22 protein-coding genes are annotated in these 22,766 nt (G+C 65.8%); 7 read left to right on the forward strand and 15 right to left on the reverse strand.

Annotated elements, in window-relative coordinates; genetic code table 11:
- Window positions 1-930: 930 nt before the first annotated feature.
- A complete protein-coding gene (locus QHC78_RS11650; RefSeq protein WP_319744608.1) occupies window positions 931-1,944 on the reverse strand; it encodes a LysR family transcriptional regulator in 1,014 nt (337 codons plus the stop codon).
- An 80-nt stretch (window positions 1,945-2,024) separates the two neighbouring features.
- Here QHC78_RS11650 and QHC78_RS11655 point away from each other — a divergent pair, with 80 nt between their 5' ends.
- The 4 genes from QHC78_RS11655 (at window position 2,025) to QHC78_RS11670 (ending at window position 6,258) form a co-directional block, all read left to right on the forward strand.
- The gene (locus QHC78_RS11655; protein ID WP_319744610.1) at window positions 2,025-3,005 is read left to right on the forward strand and encodes a Bug family tripartite tricarboxylate transporter substrate binding protein; all 981 of its coding nucleotides are present in this window, start codon (window positions 2,025-2,027) and stop codon (window positions 3,003-3,005) included.
- Between the two features lie 19 nt (window positions 3,006-3,024).
- Window positions 3,025-4,056 (forward strand): aromatic ring-hydroxylating dioxygenase subunit alpha, encoded by a 1,032-nt coding sequence (locus tag QHC78_RS11660; protein WP_319744612.1) that lies wholly within the window; start codon window positions 3,025-3,027, stop codon window positions 4,054-4,056.
- A 92-nt stretch (window positions 4,057-4,148) separates the two neighbouring features.
- Complete coding sequence (locus QHC78_RS11665) at window positions 4,149-5,765, forward strand: tannase/feruloyl esterase family alpha/beta hydrolase (RefSeq protein WP_319744614.1); 1,617 nt, start codon at window positions 4,149-4,151, stop codon at window positions 5,763-5,765.
- A gap of 61 nt (window positions 5,766-5,826) precedes the next feature.
- The gene (locus tag QHC78_RS11670; RefSeq protein ID WP_319744615.1) at window positions 5,827-6,258 is read left to right on the forward strand and encodes a MarR family winged helix-turn-helix transcriptional regulator; all 432 of its coding nucleotides are present in this window, start codon (window positions 5,827-5,829) and stop codon (window positions 6,256-6,258) included.
- A gap of 82 nt (window positions 6,259-6,340) precedes the next feature.
- On the opposite strand, the gene QHC78_RS11675 is transcribed toward QHC78_RS11670, so the two are convergent.
- The 5 genes from QHC78_RS11675 to QHC78_RS11695 form a co-directional block, all read right to left on the reverse strand.
- Window positions 6,341-7,327: a Bug family tripartite tricarboxylate transporter substrate binding protein gene (locus QHC78_RS11675; RefSeq protein ID WP_319744617.1), complete on the reverse strand. Its 987-nt coding sequence runs from the start codon at window positions 7,325-7,327 to the stop codon at window positions 6,341-6,343.
- 109 nt (window positions 7,328-7,436) lie between these two features.
- Window positions 7,437-8,573: an LLM class flavin-dependent oxidoreductase gene (locus tag QHC78_RS11680; RefSeq protein ID WP_319744619.1), complete on the reverse strand. Its 1,137-nt coding sequence runs from the start codon at window positions 8,571-8,573 to the stop codon at window positions 7,437-7,439.
- Window positions 8,570-9,361, reverse strand: coding sequence for an alpha/beta fold hydrolase (locus tag QHC78_RS11685; protein WP_319744621.1), 792 nt, complete (start codon window positions 9,359-9,361; stop codon window positions 8,570-8,572). Before QHC78_RS11685 ends, QHC78_RS11680 begins: the two co-directional genes overlap by 4 nt.
- A gap of 42 nt (window positions 9,362-9,403) precedes the next feature.
- Window positions 9,404-10,006 (reverse strand): NADPH-dependent FMN reductase, encoded by a 603-nt coding sequence (locus QHC78_RS11690; RefSeq protein WP_319744623.1) that lies wholly within the window; start codon window positions 10,004-10,006, stop codon window positions 9,404-9,406.
- An 81-nt stretch (window positions 10,007-10,087) separates the two neighbouring features.
- Window positions 10,088-11,005, reverse strand: a complete 918-nt coding sequence (locus QHC78_RS11695) for a LysR family transcriptional regulator (protein WP_319744625.1) — start codon at window positions 11,003-11,005, stop codon at window positions 10,088-10,090.
- A 181-nt stretch (window positions 11,006-11,186) separates the two neighbouring features.
- On the opposite strand from QHC78_RS11695, the gene QHC78_RS11700 reads away from it, so the two are divergent.
- Window positions 11,187-12,215, forward strand: a complete 1,029-nt coding sequence (locus QHC78_RS11700) for a Bug family tripartite tricarboxylate transporter substrate binding protein (protein ID WP_319744627.1) — start codon at window positions 11,187-11,189, stop codon at window positions 12,213-12,215.
- A gap of 134 nt (window positions 12,216-12,349) precedes the next feature.
- Here QHC78_RS11700 and QHC78_RS11705 read toward each other — a convergent pair whose 3' ends face one another.
- From QHC78_RS11705 to QHC78_RS11720, 4 genes are read right to left on the reverse strand one after another with little or no spacing between them, the layout of a single operon-like run.
- Window positions 12,350-12,775: a nuclear transport factor 2 family protein gene (locus QHC78_RS11705; RefSeq protein WP_319744629.1), complete on the reverse strand. Its 426-nt coding sequence runs from the start codon at window positions 12,773-12,775 to the stop codon at window positions 12,350-12,352.
- Window positions 12,776-12,777: 2 nt separating this feature from the next.
- A complete protein-coding gene (locus QHC78_RS11710) occupies window positions 12,778-13,554 on the reverse strand; it encodes a fumarylacetoacetate hydrolase family protein (RefSeq protein WP_319744631.1) in 777 nt (258 codons plus the stop codon).
- Window positions 13,542-14,756: an alpha-hydroxy acid oxidase gene (locus QHC78_RS11715; protein ID WP_319744633.1), complete on the reverse strand. Its 1,215-nt coding sequence runs from the start codon at window positions 14,754-14,756 to the stop codon at window positions 13,542-13,544. The genes QHC78_RS11710 and QHC78_RS11715 overlap by 13 nt, the downstream gene beginning before the upstream one ends.
- Window positions 14,757-14,764: 8 nt before the next feature.
- A complete protein-coding gene (locus QHC78_RS11720; RefSeq protein ID WP_319744635.1) occupies window positions 14,765-15,682 on the reverse strand; it encodes a TauD/TfdA dioxygenase family protein in 918 nt (305 codons plus the stop codon).
- Between the two features lie 241 nt (window positions 15,683-15,923).
- Here QHC78_RS11720 and QHC78_RS11725 point away from each other — a divergent pair, with 241 nt between their 5' ends.
- Window positions 15,924-16,811, forward strand: a complete 888-nt coding sequence (locus QHC78_RS11725; protein WP_319744637.1) for an alpha/beta hydrolase — start codon at window positions 15,924-15,926, stop codon at window positions 16,809-16,811.
- Between the two features lie 12 nt (window positions 16,812-16,823).
- On the opposite strand, the gene QHC78_RS11730 is transcribed toward QHC78_RS11725, so the two are convergent.
- From QHC78_RS11730 to QHC78_RS11750, 5 genes are all read right to left on the reverse strand, one after another.
- A complete protein-coding gene (locus QHC78_RS11730; RefSeq protein WP_319744638.1) occupies window positions 16,824-17,633 on the reverse strand; it encodes a helix-turn-helix domain-containing protein in 810 nt (269 codons plus the stop codon).
- Between the two features lie 119 nt (window positions 17,634-17,752).
- Window positions 17,753-18,784 carry an alcohol dehydrogenase catalytic domain-containing protein gene (locus tag QHC78_RS11735; protein WP_319744640.1) on the reverse strand — a complete coding sequence of 344 codons (1,032 nt, stop codon included), beginning with the start codon at window positions 18,782-18,784 and terminating at the stop codon, window positions 17,753-17,755.
- 18 nt (window positions 18,785-18,802) lie between these two features.
- Window positions 18,803-19,777, reverse strand: a complete 975-nt coding sequence (locus tag QHC78_RS11740; RefSeq protein WP_319744642.1) for a Bug family tripartite tricarboxylate transporter substrate binding protein — start codon at window positions 19,775-19,777, stop codon at window positions 18,803-18,805.
- Between the two features lie 51 nt (window positions 19,778-19,828).
- Complete coding sequence (locus QHC78_RS11745) at window positions 19,829-20,314, reverse strand: aromatic-ring-hydroxylating dioxygenase subunit beta (protein WP_319744644.1); 486 nt, start codon at window positions 20,312-20,314, stop codon at window positions 19,829-19,831.
- Window positions 20,315-20,334: 20 nt separating this feature from the next.
- Window positions 20,335-21,603: an aromatic ring-hydroxylating oxygenase subunit alpha gene (locus tag QHC78_RS11750; RefSeq protein ID WP_319744646.1), complete on the reverse strand. Its 1,269-nt coding sequence runs from the start codon at window positions 21,601-21,603 to the stop codon at window positions 20,335-20,337.
- Window positions 21,604-21,808: 205 nt separating this feature from the next.
- Between QHC78_RS11750 and QHC78_RS11755 the strand changes: the two genes are divergently transcribed.
- Window positions 21,809-22,753: a 3-carboxyethylcatechol 2,3-dioxygenase gene (locus QHC78_RS11755; protein WP_319744648.1), complete on the forward strand. Its 945-nt coding sequence runs from the start codon at window positions 21,809-21,811 to the stop codon at window positions 22,751-22,753.
- The last annotated feature ends 13 nt before the right edge of the window (window positions 22,754-22,766 follow it).

Below are 22,766 nucleotides of genomic sequence, written 5' to 3' on the forward strand. Positions count from 1 at the left end.
GCAATTGTCTTCGCCGGTCTGTCCCAAGGTGCTGGAGCTCAGCCTGTTGCATCAAACCCGGCAGATACCTATCTGACCCAGGTCGGTGAAGCAGTGAAGAAGCAGAATATGGGTGACTTGGACACTGCGACGCGCGCGCTGGTCGAGAACCGAGGATTGAGTACACAAGCGAAGTTCGACGCGCTTTGGAAAGCGTATCAGGCATATCGTACTGAGCCCACGCTCGCTGCTTATACCGCGAGTGCGATCGGTTTTCTCAAACCGGCTGACAAACTGCAAGAACTAAAGGAAGAATTCGCGCGGGCGGATACGCCAAGCAGGAGCCGCGTTCAACTGGTTCAGGCTATTGCTGGGCTTTATAGCACTCCCTGGGCTGAGGGCAAGGCGCCTGCCGATACGAACCCCTCTCGCAACAACGAAGTCTTGGCGTTCCTTCAACAGGCTGCCATTGACAAGGACGACGACGTTGCCCGTACTGCGGTGCTGGCCCATTCCCGCATCGCACCGGGTCCGCGTGCCGTGGCTTTGATCCAGCAGGCGAATCAGCGAGGTGCCTTGGGTGCTGAGCATTTCATGCGGGAGTCCATCATCCAGATTCCAGCCCTCGCGCGCGCCGACCAGGACGTTACCATCGACTCCATCCTCGTGCTCGCTGGGCTGCGTGTAAATGGTCCAGAGGCGATCACCCTTACCCGGCTACTTGGGGCATATCTGAAGTCCGAAAAATTTACGGGCTCAATCGGCCCTGCGAGCAAGCAGAAACTCGACGCGTTTCTCCTGGGCCAAGAGCCCGGTCGCGCGCCGGGGTGGGCCGCGGGTGGTTTTCCATCGGTGGACTACAACAATTGGCTGGAGGCCCGAGGCCGTCTGGCCGGCGTGTCAAATGACGCGATGCCGGAGTTCATGCTTGGCCAACTGCTTGGCTCGTCTTCAGGGAGCAATCAGGTGGCAGCAGTCATGGCTGCCCAATTCGGGCCCGCGATCGCCTCCAAAGTAACAGAGCCACAGCGCAGACAGCTGCTGCAACTGCTGTCTGACGCAGGGCAGGCGTCGCCACTTGCGAGGGAGGGACAGAATGACCTCCGTGGGAGAGCCATACAAATGCTCGCAAGATAGGAGGAAATAGATAAGAGAAATGGCGGCGAGTTGGTTCGGCGCGGCCAGCGCTTCCGCCACGGACGTGGAGACCACGGCAAGAAAGAGGCTGTCGCGCAGAATCATAGGCACCGACAGATAGTGCTGGACCTCGGCCACGATCTTGCGGCGGCTGGCCCGTTCGCCCAGGGCCTTGACCACGAACCTGTCGCCCATCGCCGGGGCGCGGATGACGACGTGGGGTACCGACAGGAAGGCCTCCATCGTCAGGCGCTTGCGCAGCACCGGATTGCGGGACGAACCCAGGCACACCAGGGTTTCGTCCTTGAGCCGCTGCTGCACGAAATCGCGTTCGCCCAGGGGCAGCATGCCCAGCGCCAGGTCGGCGCCGCCGGTTTCCAGTTCCGCGCCGTACTGGTCGCGCGGGACTTGCCTGCAACTGAGCCGCACGCCGGGCGCGTGTTCATGGACCCAGGCGGTCAGCCGCGGCAGGAACATGAGTTTGCCTACGTCCGTCATCAGCAGCCGGAATTCCCTGACCGTGCTGCCGGCGTCGAAGCCGCGCGATTCCCGTAGCGCGTCGCGCAGCAGGCCCAGCGCGTTTTCCACGGGGGCGCTGAGCGACATCGCCAGGCTCGTGGGCTCCATGCCTTGCCGCGTGCGTACGAACAGCTGATCGTTCAATTGCTGGCGCAGGCGGTTCACCGCCGCGCTGGTCGCCGATTGCGTCAGCCCGAGCCGCGCGCCCGCCGTGGTGATGCTGCGCTCTTGCATCACGGCGATGAAGACGCGCAGCAGGTTCAGGTCTATCTTCCCCGCCAGCACATCTATATCGTTAATAGTGGACATGGCCAAAATTTGTTTGAGGAATTCCACGCGCATCAATAGCATGTTTCTTCACCCACCGGAAGACAAGAGGGGATGGAGACATGTGGAAACGATGCGTGGTGCATGCGGCCTGCGTGGCCGCCTCTATCGGCGCGCAGGCGGCGCCGGGCCGAGCCCAGGCGGATTTCCCCGCCAAGCCGATTTCTATCATCGTGGCCAACGCCCCGGGAAGCCAGGCGGACCTGCTGGGCAGGATCCTGGCGCAGGGGATGTCGCGGCACATCGGACAGAACATCATTGTCGAGAACCGGCTGGGCGCAAGCGGATTCATCGCCGCCCGGACGACCGCCCAGGCCGCGCCCGACGGCTATACCGTGATGCTGGGCAGTTCGGGGGTGATGGCCATCAATCCCCATGTGTACGCAAGCGTGCCCTATGACGCCCGCAAGGACTTCGTTGCGTTGGCCGAGGTGGCGTCGTCGCCCAACGTGTTCCTGGTGTCGGGCAGCTCGAGCGCGCGCAGCCTGCGGGAATTCGCCGCCGCGGCGTCGCGGGCCGGCCGTCCCGCCAACTTCGGTTCGCTCGGCACCGGCGCGACGACGAATATCGTTTCCCAGTTGTTCGGGCGCGCAGCATCGCTGCAGGTGACCGAAATCGCCTACAAGGGCGAACCGGCCATCATCAATGACCTGGTTGCCGGGCGGCTCGACTTTTCGGTGCTGCCCATCGCATCGAGCATTACCTATATCCGCTCGGGCAAGCTCAAGGCCCTGGCGGTGGCCGCGCAAAAGCGCACGGAACTACTGGCCGACCTGCCTACTACCGTGGAGGCGGGCTATCCCTCGGTGCAGATGACGCAATGGTTCGGGCTGTTCGCGCCGGCCGCGACGCCGCCGGCCATCGTCCCCAAGCTGGCCGTTGCGGCCGAAGCGGCGCTGGCCGATGCCGAGACGCGGCAGCGCATTACTCAGCTGGGTGTCGAGCCCGGGAGACTGAACCGGCAGGCCTTTGCGGGCTTCTTTGCGTCCCAGTTCGAGGAATACCGGGCCATGGTCAAGCGGCTCGGGATCCGCGTCGATTAATCAGCAGTTGGAGCCATTCATGTTTTTGCGCAATGCGTGGTACATGGCGGGGTGGGCGCGGGAAATCGATGGCGCCATGCTGGCCCGCCGGATCGCCGATACGCCCGTTGTCGTCTATCGCCGGGAGGACGGCCAGCCGGCCGCTTTGCATGACCGGTGTCCGCATCGCTTTGCCCCGCTCAGCCGTGGCCGGCTCGAGGGCGGCGTCATCGAATGCGGCTATCACGGCTTGCGCTTCGACGCGGGCGGGAAATGCGTGGGCAATCCCCATGGCGACGGCAGGATCCCCCAGGCGGCGCAAGTGCAGGCCTTTCCGCTGGTGGAGAAGTACACGCTGTTGTGGATCTGGTTCGGGGACCCGGCGCGCGCCGACCCTTCCACCATCCCGGATTTCTCGTTCTTGGACGACCCGGGCCGTGGCCGGGTCGACGGTTATCTGCACGTGCAGGCGAACTACCTGCTCGAGACGGACAATCTCCTGGACCTGAGCCATACCCAGTTCGTTCATCCCAACTTCCACTTCAGCGAGGCCATCCTGCAGGGCAGGCACGAAGTCACGCAGGCCGGCGATACCGTCCACAGCAACCTCTGGTGCCCGAACGGCGCCGCATCTCCCATGTTCGCCAAGCGCATCCCTGGCTACGACGGCCGGTCGCCGGTGGACCAGTGGATGGACATGCGCTGGGATCCTCCTTGCCTGTTGCGGCTGGATACCGGCATTACGCCGGCGGGCAGGCCGCGCGAGGAGGGCGGCCAGAGCTTTACCGCCCACATCCTGACGCCCGAGACCGAGACCAGCACGCACTACTTCTTTGCGCACAGCCGGAATTTCCGCGTGGGCGATGCCGACATGGACGAGGCCATCGCCCATTGGCAGAGGGTGGGCTTCGGCGAGCAGGACAAGCCCATGCTGGAAGCCGTCCAGCAGGCCATGGGGACGACCGACCTGATGAGCCTCAAGCCCGTGCTGCTGCCAATCGATACCGCCGCGGTGCGGGCCAGGCGCATCGTCCGGCATTTGCTGGAGGCCGAGGAAGGAGCCAAACGATAGCGGAGGCTTATCAATCCATTTCTTATCTTAATTTCACACATTCCGCGCGGGGGAGCTTAATACGCGCAGGCTCGACGCCTTGGAGGAGACCAATGAAAACACCCTTTTCCCCCCGCATGACCGCGCTCACGGCATCCATCCTGTGCGCATTCCTGGCAACCGGATGTGGAGACGGCGACGACGACGGCCCGGGCAGTCCGCCGCCGCTGTCCATTGCCTGTGCGGACCTTCCCGCCCGCTTTGCTTCCAGCCAGACCGAACGGGTCGAGATCGGTTCGGCGGCGGAGGTGCCCGCGCAGGACGGCCGGCCCGCGTATTGCGATGTCCGCGGATCGATCAAGGGCAACATCAAGTTTGCCGTCTACCTGCCGCGCGACTGGAACGGAAGATTCCAGATGGTCGGCAATGGCGGGAAGGCCGGCAGCATTTCCCTCTCCGATATGGAAACGGCCATGAAGGCTGGGTATGCGTCGGCTTCGACCGATACCGGCCACGATGCCAGCGTGCCGGCGCAGTCGGGTGCGCGGTTCGGCTTTGACCAGGAGTTCGGCGACGAGATGGAGATAGATTTCGGCTACCGCTCGGTCCATTTGACGGCGGTGGTGGCCAAGGAGCTCATCCAGGCGCACTACGGAACCGATATTGCCTATTCGTACTGGAACGGGTGTTCTACCGGCGGCAGGCAAGGGCTGATGGAGGCGCAGCGCTACCCGGACGATTTCGATGGCTACCTGGTGGGTGCGCCGGTCTATGACTACACGCGTCAGCAACTATCGGCCCCGGCCATTCTCCAGAACCTGTACAAGAACGGCATACGCGGTCCCTCCGAGCTGCCCTACGGCAAGCTCAAGCTGTTGAACGACATTGTCTACCAGGGCAACGGCGGCGATTTTGCCGGGTGCGATGCCATCGACGGCCTGAAGGACGGCATTATTACCAACCCGTTGGCCTGCACGTTCGATCCGGCGCAGCACTTGCCGCGGTGTGCCGAAGCCGATGGCGAGACCTGTTTTACGCCGACCGAATTGTCGGCTATCGAGGCGGTCTATGCGGGCCGGCCCGACGTCAATGTCCTGCCGCTTCCGCCGGGGAGCGAGTTCACCGAGGGCGGATGGGGCACCTGGTTCATCGCCAGTGGCGCGGGCGTGCCGCAGCTGCACACCGTCATGGCCGATGCGTTCCAGTACCTGCTTTTCGAGCCCGACCGCCCGGAGTTCGACTATCTCCGCGACCTGGACTGGTCCCGGGAGCCGCTGCTGATGGACAAGGCCAAGTCCATCTATAACGCCACGGACCCCGACCTGCGCAAGTTCGCCGAGTCCGGCAAGAAGATGATCATGTACCACGGCTGGGGCGACCCCGGCGTGAACCCGCGGGGCACGATCGAATATCGCAAGAACGTCGAGACCGTGTTCGGGGACGCGGGCAAGGTCGACGAGTTCTACAAGCTGTACATGGTGCCGGCGCTGGGGCACTGCCGAGGCGGCCAGGGGCATAACACCATCGACTGGATGTCCGCGCTGTCGGCCTGGGTGGAAGAGGGCAAGGCACCGGAAGGCATCGTAGGCACCAGGCCGTCGGATGGTTCGACGCGGCCGCAATGCCCGTATCCGCTCGAGGCGGTCTACGACGGTGCGGGCAAGCCCGAGGAAGCATCCAGCTTCTCGTGCCGGCAGGTGGCAGGCGAGGCGGCCTTGCGCGTCGATTGAGGGGGGCGGCGCAGGCCGGAGTTGTGCTACTTTTGCCGCTCCGCCGCTGCTTCCCCCGCTCATGAACATACGCACGCAAAGCCTAGGATTCGTCGTCGGCACGCTGAACCGCCGCATCGTCTGGCGTCTGGCGCAGCTTACCGGGCCGCATGGCGTCATGCCGGGGCAGTTCCCGGTGCTGCGCTGCTTGCGGGACGTGAAGGTCTCGACGCAGATGGAGCTGGCGCGCATGGTCGGCGTCGAGCAGCCGTCGATGGCTGCCACGCTTACGCGCATGGAAAAGAACGGGCTGATCCAGCGCGTGTCGGACGAGCAGGACGCGCGCCGGCGTCTGGTCTCGCTGACCGACCGCGGCAAGGACATGCTGGCCTTGATGACCGACTCGGCCATGGAGGTCTACAAGGATGCATGCAATGGCCTGACGCCGGACGAAGTGGCGGAGTTCCTGCGGATAGGCGCGAAGATGATCGAGAACCTCGAAGAGGAAAAATAAGACGGGCGGGCGCGATGCCTGCCCGCCTTTCGCGGTCGCGCCGAGGGGCCAGGCCTTGCGGGCCCGGCCCCCGCTGCTGGCGCTATTGCAGCTTGATCCCCGCCTCGTTCACCACCCGCTTCCACTTCACCGATTCTTCCTGCACGAACCGCTGCAGTTCGGCAGGCGTGCTGCTGCCAACCTCCAGGCCTTGGGTCTGCGCGCGGGCGCGCAGCTCGGGCAATGCCAGTGCGGTCTTGATCTCGGCGCTCAGCTTCTCGACGATGGGCCGCGGCGTGCCCTTGGGCGCGAAGATGCCGACCCAGGTGTCGGCGGAAAAGCCGGGCAGGCCGGCTTCGGCCACGGTCGGTACGTCGGGCAGCGCCGGCGAGCGTTTTGTGCCGGTGGTGGCCAGCGCCTTCAATTTGCCGGAGGCGATCAGCGGAATGGATGCGGTCAAGTCCATGAAGCCGATCGGCACGCGCCCGCCGATGATGTCCTGCAAGGCTTCGGGCGTGCCCTTGTAGGGCACGTTGCGCATGTCCAGCCCGGCGGCCTGGCGGAACAGCTCGGCTGCCAGATGGTGGCTGGTGCCGACGCCATTGGTGGCATAGGTCAGCATTCCCGGCTTGGCCTTGGCTTGTTCGATCAGCTGCTTGATGTTGCCGATGCCGGCCTGGGGGTCGGCCACCACGACGACCGGCGCGCGCGCCATCATGGACACGGCGACGAAGTCCTGCAGCGGATCGTAGTCGAGCTTGTAGAGGTTGGGATTGATGGCCATGGCGCCGGTTACGCCCACCAGCAGGTTGTAGCCGTCGGGTTGCGCCTTGGCGACGTAGCGGGTGGCGACGTTGCCGGCGGCGCCGGGCCGGTTCTCGATCAGGAAGGGTTGGTTCAGCTGCGCCTGCAGCCTTTCGGCCATGCTGCGGGTGATGGTGTCTGCCGATCCGCCGGGCGGGAATGGCAAGGCAAGCTTGACCGGCCGCTCCGGATAATTGGCCGCCGTGTCGGCCATGGCCGCTGGCGCGAGCAACACGCCGGTCAGCGCCACCCATGGCGCAAGCATGCGCGATAGCTTGAAAGGCATATTTTTTGTCTCCTCGTTTGATACCAAATGGCTGCTCAGTATGGGGCCTCCTGTCGCTGCGCGGCAATCTTGCGCGCGCAGGCACACGCCCGTCGGCCGGGCGGCGGGTTCAGGCGGCGTCCTTGAAGTGGGGGATGATCTCCTGGGCAATGGCCTGCATGTTGGCGCGCACCATGTCGTCGGGCATGGTGCCGAACTGGGTCTTGGTCAGCGTGGTGCCGAAGCCGGCCAGCTCTTCGTATTCGGCCAGTTTCTCGCGCACCGTGGCCGGGCTGCCGATGATGACCAGGCCCGCCTTGACCAGGTCTTCCACCGATTGCGGCTTGGCGCCTACCGCGCGCGTCGACTTGATGCGCTTCATGGCCTCGATGTTGGTGTAGCCGGGAGGCAGCAGCATTTCCATCGGCATCTTCAACAGCCGCGTCATCAGCGCTTCCAAATGCGGCTTGGCTTCGGCCATGGCGCGCTGGTCCGTTTCCGCCACGTAGATACAGTTGGACCAGGCCAGCTGGCTGCGGCTGGCCTCGTAGCCGGCCTTGCGCGCTTCCTCGCGGTACATGTCGAAGAATTTCTTCACCGTCGCGATGGGGCTCAGGGTCTGGCAATAGGTGTAGCGCAAGCCTGCGGCCCAGCGGATGGTGCTGCTCGATCCCTGCGACGGCACCCAGATGGGCGGATGCGGATGCTGGTAGGGGCGCGGCCACGGATTGACGTACTGGAATTGGTAGTGCTTGCCGGTGTAGGAGAACGGCCCCGGTTCGGTCCACGCGCGGGTGATCAGGTCGTGCGCCTCGGCAAAGCGTGCCTGCGACTCAGCGGGGTTGATGCCCATGGCGTGATATTCGGCGCCGATGCCGCGCACGAAGCCGGCGATGAACCGTCCGCGCGTGAGGTTGTCCAGCATCGCGAACTCTTCGGCCACCATCAACGGATTGTTCAACAGCGGCAGGGCGCGCCCCAGGATGGCGATCTGCGCGCGCTTCACGCTGCGCGCGAGCGCGCCGGCCAGCACGCCGGGAATGGGCATCATCCCGTATGCGGTCTGGTGATGCTCGTTCAGGCACACGCCATCGAAACCGAGCTGGTCCGCGTACTCCATCTGGTCCAGGTACTCGTGGTAGAGCTCGGCGCCCAGCTTGGGGTCGTAGTGGCTATTGGAAAAGGTCACCCACGCCGAGCCGTTCTTCTGGATCGCCTCCAGGTCCGCATGGCGATAGGGCATCAGGTGGAAATTGAAGAATTTCATGCGGTGCTCCCGGTCGAGGCGGTGAATCGTGTCAGCGCGGCCACGGTTTCGGCCGTGCGTTCGAGGTGAGGCGCGTGGCCGCAATCGCCCATCTCGGCCAGCGTGGCGCGGGCGATGCGGTCGCGCCAGGAGCGGCCGTACTCGGCTGGCAGGATACGGTCGTTCGCGCCCCATACCACCAGCGTGGGAACGGTGATGCGGTGCAGCCACTTGGCCAGGTCGGGATCATGGCCGCGGGGCTGCCAGGTCAGGCGGGCCGTGATTTCCTTGTTGCGCACGGCCACGTCCAGTTCTTCCTCGGAAGGCTTGCGTTCCAGCATGCGGGCAGCCAGCGCCGGGTCGTGATAGGTGTCGCGCACCAGATCCTCGTCCGTGCGCAGGAAGACGTCTACCGTGGGGACGCCCGGCAGGTGTATGCCCTGGGCCGATATGAGCGTGAGCGAGGCCAGGGCGTGGCTGTTGCGCACCGCCAGTTCGGCCGCGATCCAGCCGCCCAGGTCGTAGCCCACCAGATGCACGCCGCGGAGCTTCTGCTGGTCGATATAGTCGAGGTAGAAGTTGGCGAGGTCGCGCACGTTGTCCAGCCAGCCGGGCACGGCGCTGCCGCCGTAGCCCGGATGCTCCGGGGCATGGCAGTCGTAGTGCTCGGCCAGCGCGGGCAGTACGGCTTGCGATTCGGCCAGGCCGCCAGGGCCGTGCAGGAACAGCAGCGGCTCGCCCTTGCCGGCGCGCGCGACGCGCAGCTCGGTATCGCGTACGCGCAGGGTTGACGCGTCCATTGTGGTCATGGATGTCCTCCTTGATGGAATAAGTATCTGAGGGCGGCTGCCCTATGCCGCGGCGCGGACGGCCGCCCCGGGGGCCTGGGCGCGCATGCGCTGCGCGAACTCGGCCACTTCCCGGCCCAGTGTGCGCAGCTGCTCGTCCACCCGCGGATCGATGCAGCGGCCGTCAGGCCCGAACGCCGGTTCGGTCCCGCCTATGCAGACGCCCAGCGGCGTGGGCCAGCCGCGCAGCGCGTGCACGATGTCCCGCAGCGCGCCCAGCGTGGTCACGGCCGCCTGCCAGCCGGCGGCATTGGCGATGCAGCCGACCGCGCGGCCGGTCAGGTAGGGCCGCGCATCGGTGCGCAGGTCCTCGGTGTAGTCGAGCGCATTCTTGACCAGCCCGGACAAGCTGCCGTGATAGCCGGGCGAGGCGATGATGACGCCGTCGGCGCGCCGCAGCTCGGCCACCAGGCGCAGCGCCGCCGGGGTGCGGCTGGGGTCGTGCGGGGCATACATGGGCAGGACGAGATCGTCGCCGGCGAGCAGGACGACCTGCGCGCCGGCGGCGGCCACTGCGTCCAGCGCATGCCTGAGCGCGCGTTCGGTGGATGAATCGGGGCGCGTCGTGCCGCCCAGCGCCACGATCCGGGGCGGGGAGGTATTCATGCTTGTCTCCGTCGATACATAGCTAGCTATGTATTACGCGCCCAACACGCGCAAATGTCAAGAGATGGTTACTACCGAGGGTTACATGCCCTTGCTCCAGGACTTGGGCGTCTTGGCCCATTCCTTCAGGAAGTCCAGGAAAACCTGGACCCGCATGGGCAGGTTCTTGCGCGACGAGTAGATGGCGTAGACGTCCAGTCCCGAGGGCACGTAGTCGGGCAGCACGACCTGCAGCTCGCCGCGCTCGATTTCCTCGGCCAGCATATAGTAGGGGTGCATGGAGATGCCCATTCCCGCCACGGCGGCTTCCTTGAGCGCGTCGCCGAAGTCGGACCGCAGCGGCCCCTGGACGCGGACCGATACGGGGCCCTCCGGGCCGGTGAAGTTCCACGTCGCGGTGGGGGACTTGTTCCAGTTCACCAGGCACTTGCAGTGTTGCAGGTCGCGCGGGTGGCGGATGGGGGGCACCGACGCCAGATAGCCCGGCGAGGCCACCAGCGCTTGCCGCGCTTCGGCCAGCGGGATGGCGATGAAGCTGGCATCCTTGAGCACCGGGACGATAATGATGCCTACGTCCAGACCCTGCTCGACGAAGGTTTCCTGTTTGCGGACCGTCAGCAGGCTGAGCGCGATCTGGACGTCGGGATAGCGTTCGTGGAATTGCGCGATCACCGGCAGCAGGCGGCGGGTGCCGAAGGCGGGCGGCACGCCCACCCGGACGACGCCGGAGACATCACGCGAGAGGTCGTGCACCGACTCGCGCAGGTCGTCGTAGCGTTGCAGCAGTTCCTCGCCGTTTTCCAGCACCTGCAGGCCGGCCGGGGTCAGGCCCAGCTGCTTGGTGGTGCGGTTGAGCAGTTTGACCCCCAGCGAGCGCTCCAGCCAGGCCACTTGCTTGGTGCAAGTGGCCCGCGAGACGCCGAAATGCTGCGCCGCGCCGGCGAAGCTATTGCGCCGGGCCACCTCCAGGAACATGCGCAGGCAGCTGAGCTGGTCCACTTCTCGTTCTCGCTTGTTTCGATTTTGGAAATTTCAAATTTAGCACCACTGCCTTGTTGAGCGGGCAGCAGCACCGAATAATGCCTGCGTTCATTGTTTCGCAATCGACACTTTAGATCGGGCGATGCGGCGGCCGGTTCCAGCAGGACCGCCGCAGGGCCCAGACCCCCGGAGACGACACATGTTCCAGAATCCCCTGCGTGCCGGCGCCAAAGACGCCGGTTCGCCCAACCCGGCCCGCCGCCGCCTGACGGCTCTCGCGCTGGCAGTGGCTACCGTGGGCCCGTGGGCGCACGCGCCCGCCCGGGCCGAGGCCTTCCCTACGCATCCCCTGCGCATGATCGTGGCCTATGCGCCCGGCGGCGCCACCGACATCGTCGGCCGCATGTTCGCCCAGGAAATGTCCGAGACACTGGGCCAGACGGTCGTGCTGGAAAACCGGGCCGGCGGCGGCACCCTGGTGGGCACGGAGTCGGTCAAGCGTTCCGCGCCCGATGGCTATACGCTGCTGTTCGGCACCAACGCCTTCGTCATCACGCCGCTGTTGCACGACACCAAGACCTACGATCCGCTGACGGATTTCCAGCCCGTGGGCCAGACCACCGTGCAGTCGCTGGGCATCCTGGTGACGCCGGGCCTGAAGATCCGCACGGTGAAGGACTTCATCGCCTACGCCAAGGCCAATCCCGGCAAGGTTAATTTTGCGTCGTCGGGCAACGGATCGGCCCAGCACCTGGCGGGCGAGGCCTTCGCGAAGGCTGCCGGCATAGAAATGGTCCATGTCCCGTACAAAGGCACGGGGCCGGCAATGGCCGACCTGCTGGCCGGCCGCGTCGACGTGATGTTCAGCTCGCTGGTGGGCAATATGGAACACGTGACCGAAGGCCGGCTCAACTTGATCGCGACGACCGGCCTCAAGCGCTCGCCCGCGACGCCCGAGGTGCCTACCGTGGACGAAAGCGGGCTGAAGGGCTTCCAGGCCGAGACGTGGCAGGCCGTGATGGCACCCGCCGGCACGCCGGCGGCGGTGGTCGAGCGCCTGAACGCCGCGTTGGTGCAGGCCGGCAAGTCGCCCAAGATCGTCCAGACGCTGGCCGCGCAGGGCATGGAGGTCCGCATCTCCAGCCCGGCCGAGCTGCGCGAACTGCTGGCGCGCGATACCAAGCAGTATCAAACGCTGCTGAAGCAGGCGAAAAACACGCTGCAGTAAATGCAGGCGGGGCGGGCGCCGTGCTCGACGCCTGCCCGCTCCAACGGGCCGCCGGTGGCGGCCCGTTTGTTTTCCAGACTGGTTCGCTTTTCAGCCTGGTGCGGCCTCTGCTGTCGAACAGCACAGTCGGGAGATCAAGCCCCGAATACCCGCCGCGACCGTTTTTCTTCCACCAGCCAGTCTCCCTGGGCAGACCGGCAGAGCCGTTCCTCGTACATCGAGATCGACAAAGGCGGCGGCAGTGCCACCGGCCCTGCCGCTTCCGCGCCATCGACGCGGTAGACCAGCGTCATGTAGCGGGCCGTGGCCCGGTCCGGCGCCGTCACGTCCACCACGAGGTTCTGCACCAGATGAGCGGTCCTGCGCCCCGCCGGACGCTCGGCCAGCGCCTGGCGCACTTGCTCCGGGCCTTGCAGGGCGCGGCCCTGGCGATGCCAGACGCCATGTCCGGCCATGCTGGCAGCGACCGTATCGAAATCGGAAGCGTCGAGCGCAAGATAAAAGCGGTGAATGGCTTGCTGGCAGCCGGCAACGGCCGCCCAGCGTTCGAGTTCGGACATGGTCATCCCTGGACGAAAGTATTGCGTAGCGTGCCCAGGCCCGTGATCTCGACTTCGACCACGTCACCGGCTTTGAGATCGGGCGACTGCCCGTCGGTACCCATCCAGACCACATCGCCGGGATGCAGCGTCAGGTAGCGGCTCATGGTGCTCAGGAAGGTGCGGATGTCGAAGATCATCGCGGCCGTGGGGAACTCCGTGGTGGTCTTGCCGTTGACCCGGACGCGCGTCTGCGCTTCGCGCGGATCGAAATCGGTGTCTATCCACGGCCCCATGGGCTTGAAGGTATCGGTGTTCTTGGCGCGCCAGAGCGTGCGGTCCGAACGCTGCCAGTTGCGTTCGCTGACGTCGTTGCCGATGGTGTAGCCGAGCACGCAGTCCAGCGCCTCGTCCGGCGTGAGGTTGCGGGCCTCGCGGCCGATGACCACCACCAGTTCGCCTTCGTAATGGATGGTGCGCGCATCGGGCGGGATCACGACGTCGTGGCCGTGGGGGACCAGGGCGTTGTTGGCACGGTAGCCGATGTCCGCCTGCTTGGGCAGCTGCGGTTCCTGTCCGCGCTTGCGGGCGGCTTCGATGGTGTGTTCCGCGTAATTGAGCCCGGCGCAGTAAAACGTGCGCGGAATTACCGGGACTTCGAGCCGCACCTGCGCAAGCTCGGCCCACTCGCCGGTGGTTTCATACCCGTCGAACGGCGAACCGGCTACCTTGCGTACCCGCTCGCCTTCGAGCAGGCCGTAATGGGTGCCGGCGGCGTCCGTGAATCTTATCCAACGCATGTCTGGCCCTCCTCGGCCGCAAGGCGCAGCGCCCGCACGGGGCGGGGCGGCGCCAGCAAAGTGTGGTCTATGTCTTCGATCCGGCTGACGCCGCACAGCTTCATCGCCCTGACCAATTCTTCCGTCAGGATCTGCAGCGCGCGCTGGGCGCCGGTGTCGCCGCCGGCTACCGCACCGTAGAGCGTGGCGCGCCCGACCAGGACGCCTTCGGCGCCGAGCGCACGAGCCTTGACGATATCGACGCCGCGGCGCACGCCGCCGTCGAGCCAGACCGGGATGCGCCCGGCAACGGCCTCCACCACGCCCGGCAGCGCGTCCAGCGTGGCACATGCGCCATCGAGCTGGCGCCCGCCATGGTTGGAGACCACCACTGCATCGGCGCCCAGCCGGACCAGCCGATCGGCGTCGTCGCCGCGCAGGACGCCCTTGACGATCAGCTTGCGCGGCCACCGGTCGCGGATCTGCGCCAGGCGGCCCCAGTCGAACGACGGGTCATAGTTGCGTCCCACCGCCGACGCCAGGCCGGCCACCGAGGTGACGTCCCGCTGCAGGCCGATCAGGTTCTTGTTGACCGGCATGCCATGCCGCAGCAGCGCGAACGCCCAGCGGGGATGCAGGGCGACGTCGCCGAAGCTGCGGTAGGTGAGCCGGAATGGCGTGCGAAAACCGTTGCGCACGTCGCGTTCGCGCTTGCCGCCCACCGGCAGGTCCACCGTGATCACCAGGGCTTCATAGTCGGCGGCACGGGCGCGCTCGATCAGGCCGTGGAAAAAGTCCTGGTTCTTGAGCACGTAGGCCTGGAACCACAGGCGGCCCGGCGCTACGCGCGCCACTTCTTCGATCGAGGCCGTGGCGCTGGTGGAAAGCGTGTAGGGAATGCCGTAGTGAGCCGCGGCCTTGGCAATGGCCAGGTCGCCGCCATGGCGGCCATAGCCGACGCCGCCGGTGGGGGCGATCGCCAGCGGAAAGCCGGCCGGCGCACCCAGGGCGGTGCACTGCGTGGAGACGTTCGCCACGTTCACCAGCACGTGGGGCAGGAGGCGCACGCGCTCGAAGGCCTCGCGGTTGGCGGACAGCGTGAGTTCGTTCTCGGCCCCGCCGTCGAAGAAGTCGAACACCAGGCGGGGCAGGCGGCGCCGCGCTGCCGCGCGGAGCTCGTCTATGGATTGGGCGCGGGCGATGCCGCGATCGAAAATGCCCATGGCAGTGCTCACTGCCCCGCGGCGGCGCGGGCATCCCGCACCGCCGCCGGCAGGAATGCCGGATCGAAGATGCGGTCGGCCATGACCTGGCAGCGCTTGATCAGCCGGTGTTCGTGCGGCAGATAGTCGGGCCAGGCGTTGTGCAGCGTGCCGATGTGGTCCCACATCAGCACGTCGCCTTCGGTCCATTCGTGGGTGTACTGGTACTTCGGTTGCAACTGGTGGGCGAACAGCATCTCCAGCATCTCGTCGCTCTCGCGCGGGTCCAGTTCGTTGATGCGGATGGCGTAGCCGGGATTGCAGTACAGCACCTTGCGCCCCGTGATGGGGTGGGTCAGGAAAACCGGATGGGTCGAAGGCGGCCGCTTGGCGCGTTGTTCGGGCGTCAGCGGCGGCCGCTCGCTGCCGGGCCGGGCGCGCATGTTTTCCCAGAACTTGTTGAAGTCGTGGGTCGCCGTCGCGCCTTCCAGGCGCTGCTTGATGTCCTCGGGCAGGTCGTCGTAGGCGGCGTGCATGTTGGCAAAGCTGGTAGAGCCCAGGGCGCGCCCGTCGCGGCGCGGCACGATCAGGGCGTGGAGCACGTTGACGAAGCCCACCGTGCGGTTATAGGACATGTCCGTGTGCCAGTCCTGGCCGGCGTCGGCGATGCCTATGGGTTTACCGTTTTCGACGATATTGGAAAGAATGCTGACTTCGGGAATGCCGGGTTCGTTGGCGCTGGAAACCGTGCGCTGCAACGAGCCGAACCGGCTGGAGAAATCTCGCAGCTGCGCCGGCGTGATCGATTGCGCCGGGAACCGCAGCACGCCGTGATTGCCGAGCGCGGCCAGCAGCGTGGCGAAGTTTTCCTCGGTAAGCGGCTGGGAAAGGTCCAGCCCCTGCACGGTGGCGCCGAGTATTTTTCCGGAAGGCACGATGTCCATCATGGTGAGTCCTGTCTTGCTGAACGATGGCCCAATGGTAGGCATCGGCGGCCGGTTTGGACATCCATGGTGCGCAAACTTGTTATTTCCTGGCAGGAAACAATGGCGCGATCGCCGATACGATACTGCCGCGAATTATCATTTGTGAGTTCCAGCCCGGGCGTGCCCATCAAGCCATGGCCATGCACCACCGCACGACCGCGGAACGGATCGCACGTTTTACCTCTCAAGGATGCCGCCTCGCATGACTTCCAGGAAGCCTGACCTGCTTTTCGCCGACCTTACCGAACGGGCCCGCCAGTACAACGCCCGCGCGTCGGTGCCCGACTTCGACGCCTGCGTGCGCGAGTATGCCGAACTCGCCACGGTGGCCCGCCGGCAATGCGCCGCCGTATGCGATCTCTATTACGGCATGGGCGCGGCCGAACGCCTGGACATCTTCCTGCCCGCCGCCGAGCGCCAGCCGGCGCCTGTGTTCATCTTCATCCATGGCGGCTACTGGCGCTCCCAGGCCAAGGAAGATGCGCCCATCATGGCGCCGGTGTTCAACGCCGCCGGCGTGGCGGTGGTGCCGGTGGAATACACCCTGCTGCCCGAAGGCACCCTGGCCGAAGCCGTGCGCGAAGTCCGCTCCGCGGTGGCCTGGGTGTATCACCATGCCGATCGCTACGGGCTCGACCGCGACCGCATCTACGTGGGCGGCAGTTCCGCCGGCGGCCATCTGACCGGCATGGCCGCCGCCACCGGCTGGCAGGATCAATACCGCGTGCCGCAGAACGTCGTCAAAGGCGCCGTCGCGCTCAGCGGACTGTTCGACGTGCGGCCCTTGTGCGACATCAACGTCAACGAATGGCTGCGCCTGTATCCGGACCAGGCCGAGCGCCTGAGCCCCTTGTTCGCCTTGCCGCCGCGCGGCTTGCCCATGGTAGTGTCGGTGGGCGGGCTGGAGACGGACGGTTTCAAGAACCAGACCGCGGCTTACGAAGCAGCCTGCCGCGAAGCCGGCGTGCAGGTGCAGCGGGTCGAGGCCGCGCACTGCAACCACTTCAACCTGCTGTGCGAGCTGGCCAAGGCGGAGAGCCCATTGACGCGGGCGACGCTGGAAATGATCGCCAACGGGGCGCCCCGGTAGTCGGTTTTGCGTTCAGCCGGTTTGCAGCTTGTGCAGGGCGAACCGTTCCTCTATGCCCTTCTGCGCCTCGAACAAGTGGGTGACGATTTTTCGCAACGAGGCCTCGTCTTTCACGCCCCGGGACAGGAAGATGACGTTCAGGCAGGACACGGCCCGGTCCTGGAAGCGCAAGGGCACGGCCACCCCGCCGAACTTGGGCTCGTCGCTCCATTCGCCCTGGTTGAGCGCATAGCCGCGCTCGCGCGTCTGGTCGATCAGCGTACGGACAAAGCGATGATCCGCCGCCAGTCCGGCATGTTCGTCTGAGCGTCCTTGCAGCAAGTCCAGGATGGCTTCCTGTTCTTCGGGCGGCGAGTACGCCAGGTAGGCGCGGCCCGCGGCGGTGGTCAGGATGGGCAGGCGGCGGCCCGGCATGCCGGGATGGAAGGACAGCGGGCTGTACGAGCGGGTGGAGGCGCGCACGATCATTTCGTCGCCTTCGAGCGACACGATGGAACAGGGCCACACAATGGCCTTGGACAGCGCGCGCATCATCGGCCAGGCGACTTCCGTAATCGCGACGTTGTCGCGGTAGCCATAGCTGAGCTGGTGCACCCGGAAGCTCAGCCGGTAGAGATTGGTCGCGGGATCCCACTCTACGTAGCCGGCATCGCGCAAGGTTTCCAGCAGGCGCTTGACGGTGGTCCGGTGCAGGCCGGTGGCGCGCGCCAGTTCGGCAATGGAGGCTGACGCGCCGGAGCCGCGGTTGAGCGCGGCCAGGATGTCCAGGCCCTTGACCAGGGATTGGCAAAGCCGGTAGCTGCCACCGGAGTCGTTCGCCATCTGCGGATGTCTCGTGCTGGAAGAGTCTTCCTCCGATCTTACGACAGATGGGCGCAGCGCCGCCCGGCTCGAGCGGCGCAGGGCGGTACCGGGGCGGCCGGCTCCGGGCGGCCGCCGGGTCAGCACAGGATGAGCGGCTTGACGGCCTCGCCGGCGAGGATGAGCTCGAATGCCCGCGGCGCTTCGGCCAGCGGGATCTGGTGGCTGATGACCGGCTCCAGGTCGATCTTGTTTTCGTAGACGAGCGGCGCGGCGGCTTCCCAGGTCTGCCACAGCCTGCGGCCGTGGATGTTGTAGATCGTGGGCCGGCCCCGGCGCCAGGCGCCGAAGTCGAACTCCATCGGCTTGCCGGGCGTTGCGCACCAGCGTACCTCGCCCAGCGCCCCGACCATAGCGAAGCAGTTGCGTACGCCGTCGTGGCTGCCGGTGTATTCGAATACCACGTCGGCGCCGTCGCCGCGGGTCATGTCGCGCACGGCGTCCACCGGCGATTCGGCAATGGGATCCACGGCCCGGTCCGCGCCCATCCGCAGTGCGGCCTGCCGCCGTTTCGGGTTGGGGTCGACGGCGACTACCAGGCGCGCGCCGAAGTGCCGCGCGACGGCGACATTCATCAGGCCGATCGGCCCGCAGCCATTGACCACGACCGTTTGTCCGGCGACGCCACTGCCTTCCAGCGTGGCGTGTACGGCGATGCCCAGCGGTTCGAGCAATGCCGCCTTTTCCTTGGAGACGTCCGCCGGATTGACCCACGCGATCGATGCGGGCACGGTGACGTATTCGGCAAACGTGCCGTCGATGTCTATGCCCGGATACCGGGTATGGGTGCAGACATGAGCGCGCCCGGTGCGGCAGGCGCGGCAGGTCCAGCAGGGGATGTGGCTTTCCAGGCTGACCACGTCGCCGACCTTGACGGTCCCCGCGTCGCGTCCGACCTGGACCACGGTGCCGCACATCTCATGGCCCAGGATGGTCGGGAATTTGACCCGCTGGGCAAACGCGCCGCTGCCGCCATAGATCTGCATGTCCGTGCCGCAGACGCCCGCGGCGTGCACCTTGAGCAGCATTTCCCCGGGGCCCGGCTCCCGCACGTCCCGGTCCAGCAGCGCCAGTCCGTTGACGCCGGCCTGGACTTTATTCAAAGACAACATCGCTTGCCCCTTGGCAGGTTATTCCGCTTGCAGTCCGGCGCGCTTGGCGGTTTCCACCCACCGTGTGGATTCGGTATGGATCAGCTTGCCGAACGCCTCGGCCGTGGACGACGTGGCGACCAGTCCCAGCGAGTACAGCTTCTTCTTGACCTCGTCCTTTTGCAGGATTTCCGCGGTGTCGGCCGCGATCTTCCGCCGGATGGCTTCTGGCGTGCCGGTAGGCACCATGAAGCCGAACCAGAAGTCGACGTAATAGCCGCTTCCGCCGCTCTCGTCCGCCGAGGGGATGTCGGGCGCGATGGGCGAGCGTTGCTTGGAGAAGATACCCACCGGCTTGATGCGGCCGGCTTCGATGAAAGGACGTGCCGCGCTAAGCGTGGCCAGCATCAGCTGCACGTCGCCCGCCATCAAGGCATTCAAGGCCATCGCCTCGCCGCGGTAGTTGACGTTCTGCGCCTTGAACTTCATGGATTCCGAGAATTGCTCGAAGGCCAGCATGGAGCCGCTGCCGAAGGCAGCGTGGTTGACCTTGTCGGGGTTCGCCCGGGCGTATTCGGCCAGTTCCTTCATGTTGCTTACGGGCAGGGACTTGTTCACCGCGAGCACATAGTCCCCGCGCGCGATCTGCGTGACCGGCGTGAGGTCCTTGAGCGGGTCGAAGCCCGGGTTCTTGAGGAACAGCTTGATGGTGCCCACGGACACCGAGGCTAGCAGGATGGTGTAGCCATCGGGCGCGGCGCGTGCCACTTGGCCCGCGCCGATGCTGCTGTAGGCGCCGGGCTTGTTTTCGACCACCACGGGCTTCTTCCATTTCTGGCTCAGTTGTTCGGCCAGCATGCGCGTGGCGCTGTCCGATGAGCCGCCGGGGGCGAAGGGAACTACGATGGTGACGGGTTTGTCGGGGTAGGCCAGGGCAGGCGAGGCGAACGCCGCGGCCGCCACGGCCACGGCGGTCGCAACGGCACGAGGCGCGCGGGCGATGATGGTTTTCATGAGGTCTCCTGGTTTTGTGGGTGCCTGCGGGGGCAGCCGCGGCGGGCAGTCCTAAATGATGAACGAGAGTCCGACGATCGGCTGCCGGCGATGCAGCAGCACGATCTTCTTGTGCTGGATCTTCCAGCCGTCGCCGGTTTTCTTGCACGTCATGGCGCAATGCGCCGGGAAGAGCCGGGTTTCGCCCAGCCCGTTCTGGCGCCAGTCTCCCGACCGGACTTCGGTCAACAGCAAGGCGAACGTGGCGGTCGCGGTGTCGTCGCCGGTTTCGGCCACCTCCATGTTGCTGATCATGCGCAGCGTATTCGAGGCCGGGGACTGGGCCACGCGGGATTGGCGCATGATCTGTTCGACGCGCATCGCCAGGCGAAGGCGGTTGTCGTAGATGACCGAGGAATCCCGCAGCGGATCCGCGTCTTCTTCGATCGGCACCCAGTAGGTTGCGTCCTCGGTATAGAGGGCCAGCCAGTCGTCGAGCTTGCCTTCGTCCAGCAGCCGGGCTTCTTGGAAAATGAGTCGTTGGATGGGATGGGACATGGATTCTCCGCGCGGGCTGTTCAGCAGGCTGACGTCATCTTCGAGCGCCACGTGCGCCAGAACGCGCGCTGGGGCGTTTCGTCGCTATAGACGCCCACGCGTTCTCCGGTGGGCAGCACTTCTTCCTTGTCGAGGCCCCGGCTCAGGGTGATCCAGTCGAATCCCTCGGCCTGGAGCGCGTACTGGTTGCCGGCGAACACATCGATATCGTCCGCCGAAAGGATGCCGGCCGTGCCCACGCGGGTCTGGGCGTCCAGCATCCGGTTGGCGTTGAGCTGTTCGTGCGCGTCCTCGATCATGACGGGGTAGGAATAGACCTCCGTGCGGTCGTGCGCGATCGGCTGGACCACCCGGATGTTGAAGTCGAAGATGACCAGGTTCGGGAAGATCAGGAACTGCCGGTTGGTCAGGATCTCGGCGGCTTCGTCCTCGCCGTACAGCGCCTTGAGCTTGTCGCAGTAAGCCTGCCGGACGGCGGGATCGATGCCGCCCGATTCCAGCGGCGCGCCGGCTTCCAGGGTGCCGTGCCCTTCGGGGTAGCCGCGGGTGTAGCCTTGCTGGCGCACGGCGGCCTTGAGCTCGCGGTTTTCGAACGATCCGTCGAATTTGCGTACCGTGTTGAACGCGGATTTATGGACAAACCCGGGATGGTATCCGTCGTGGACGTTCTCGGCCTGGAATTTCCAGTTGCCATGGAAGCCGTACTTGTGCGAGGTAGCCAGGTGATAACGGCTACCCGCCGCGCGCTTGAGCCACAGGTCGATGTGGCGTTTGGCGCCGCCCAGGAATACTTCCAGGTCTTCCACGTCGGGGTTGAACGACCCGAAGACCAGGCCGCCGTACGACGCAAGGCGGGGTACCTGCTTGAGATTCTTGTTCGATTTGTCGAAGCCTGCCGGGTAGCGCGCTTCGTCGGGAATGCCCAGCAATTCGCCGGACGTCCGGAACGACCACCCGTGATACGGACAGACGAACGAGCGGGTATTGCCCTTTTCCTCGCGGCACAGCGTGGCGCCGCGATGCGAGCACACATTGAGGAAGGCGTGCACGCCGCCTTCGCGGCCCCGCGCGACGATGACCGGCCGGGTGCCGATCTGCGTCGATTTGAAGTCGCCAGGGTTGGCAATCTCGCTTTCGTGGCAGAGATAGATCCAGGTTTTGTAGAAGATCTTCTGCATTTCTTCTTCAAAGATCTCCGGACCCCGATAGGCCGCGGTCGAGACGCGGAACTCGTTGGGCTGCTCATCCACCATGGCAGCGAACGGACTTGATTCCAGCCGGGCATTCATGTGTCTACTCCTACTTCTAGGTGGGACGCATGCTATGAGCCGCTCCGGCGGACATCAACGATGGCGTGGATCAGGGTGCACAATGTGCACCCCATTTTGCCGGGTTAGTCCTTAAAGTGCCTGCTTTCACGCACCGGCCAGGCGCGGCGGCGAACCGTTGCCGCTCCCGCGGCGCACAAGATAAAAGACAAGACGAGGTGACCAAGTGAATGCCAAGCGAGCGTTCCTGGGGATGTCGCATACACCGTTGTTCGGACTGAACCCGCTGGCCGACGACGTGCAGCAGGCGTTGACCGCAGCGATCGACCGGACCCGGGAGTTGGTGCGCGCCTTTGATCCAGAGTTGGTGGTGCTGGCCGGCCCCGACCACTACAACGGATTCTTCAACGAGCTGATGCCGCCGTTCTGCCTGGGCAGCGCGGCGCGTTCGGTAGGCGACTACCTGACGCCGGAGGGCGAGCTGAATGTGGACGAACAGGCCGCGCTGGGCCTGGCGACCCATTTGATGGACGCGGGCTTCGACATCGCACTGTCGCGCCGCATGCAGGTGGACCACGGTTTCGTACAGGCGCTGCAATTCTTGTGGGGCGGACTGGATACGCCGCCGGTGATCCCGCTTTTTCTCAACGCGGTGGCACAGCCCGGCATTCCGCGCCTGGGCCGGTGCCTGCGCCTGGGCGAGGAGATAGGCAGGTTCCTGGACGGATTGCCGCGGCGGACTCTGGTGATCGGGTCAGGGGGGCTGTCGCACGAACCGCCCGTCCCCACGCTCGATCATCCCGACAGCGCAGTGCGCGAGCGGATCATCGTCCGCCAGGCGCCCACGGCGGCCGAGCGCGATGCGAAGACCGCGCGTGTCATGGCCGCCGGCATGGCGCTGGCCAGCGGAACGTCCGGCATGAAGCCCCTCAACCCGGCCTGGGACGCCCGCTGGATGGATGCCCTGCAAAGCGGAGCGCTGGCCGACTTGACCGCCTGGGACGAGGCCGCCATCGAACGCGAGGCCGGGCTGTCCGCGCACGAGTCCAAGACCTGGCTGGTGGCGCGCGCTGCGCTGCCCGCCGGGCCGCTGCCGTGCAAGCTGCGCCATTACCAGGCGATACCGGAATTGATCGCCGGCTACGGCGTGCTGTTCATGCACACCCAATAACCCCACCAGGAGG

The organism is Pigmentiphaga sp. (assembly GCF_033795525.1).
Classification (GTDB): Bacteria; Pseudomonadota; Gammaproteobacteria; order Burkholderiales; family Burkholderiaceae_B; genus Pigmentiphaga.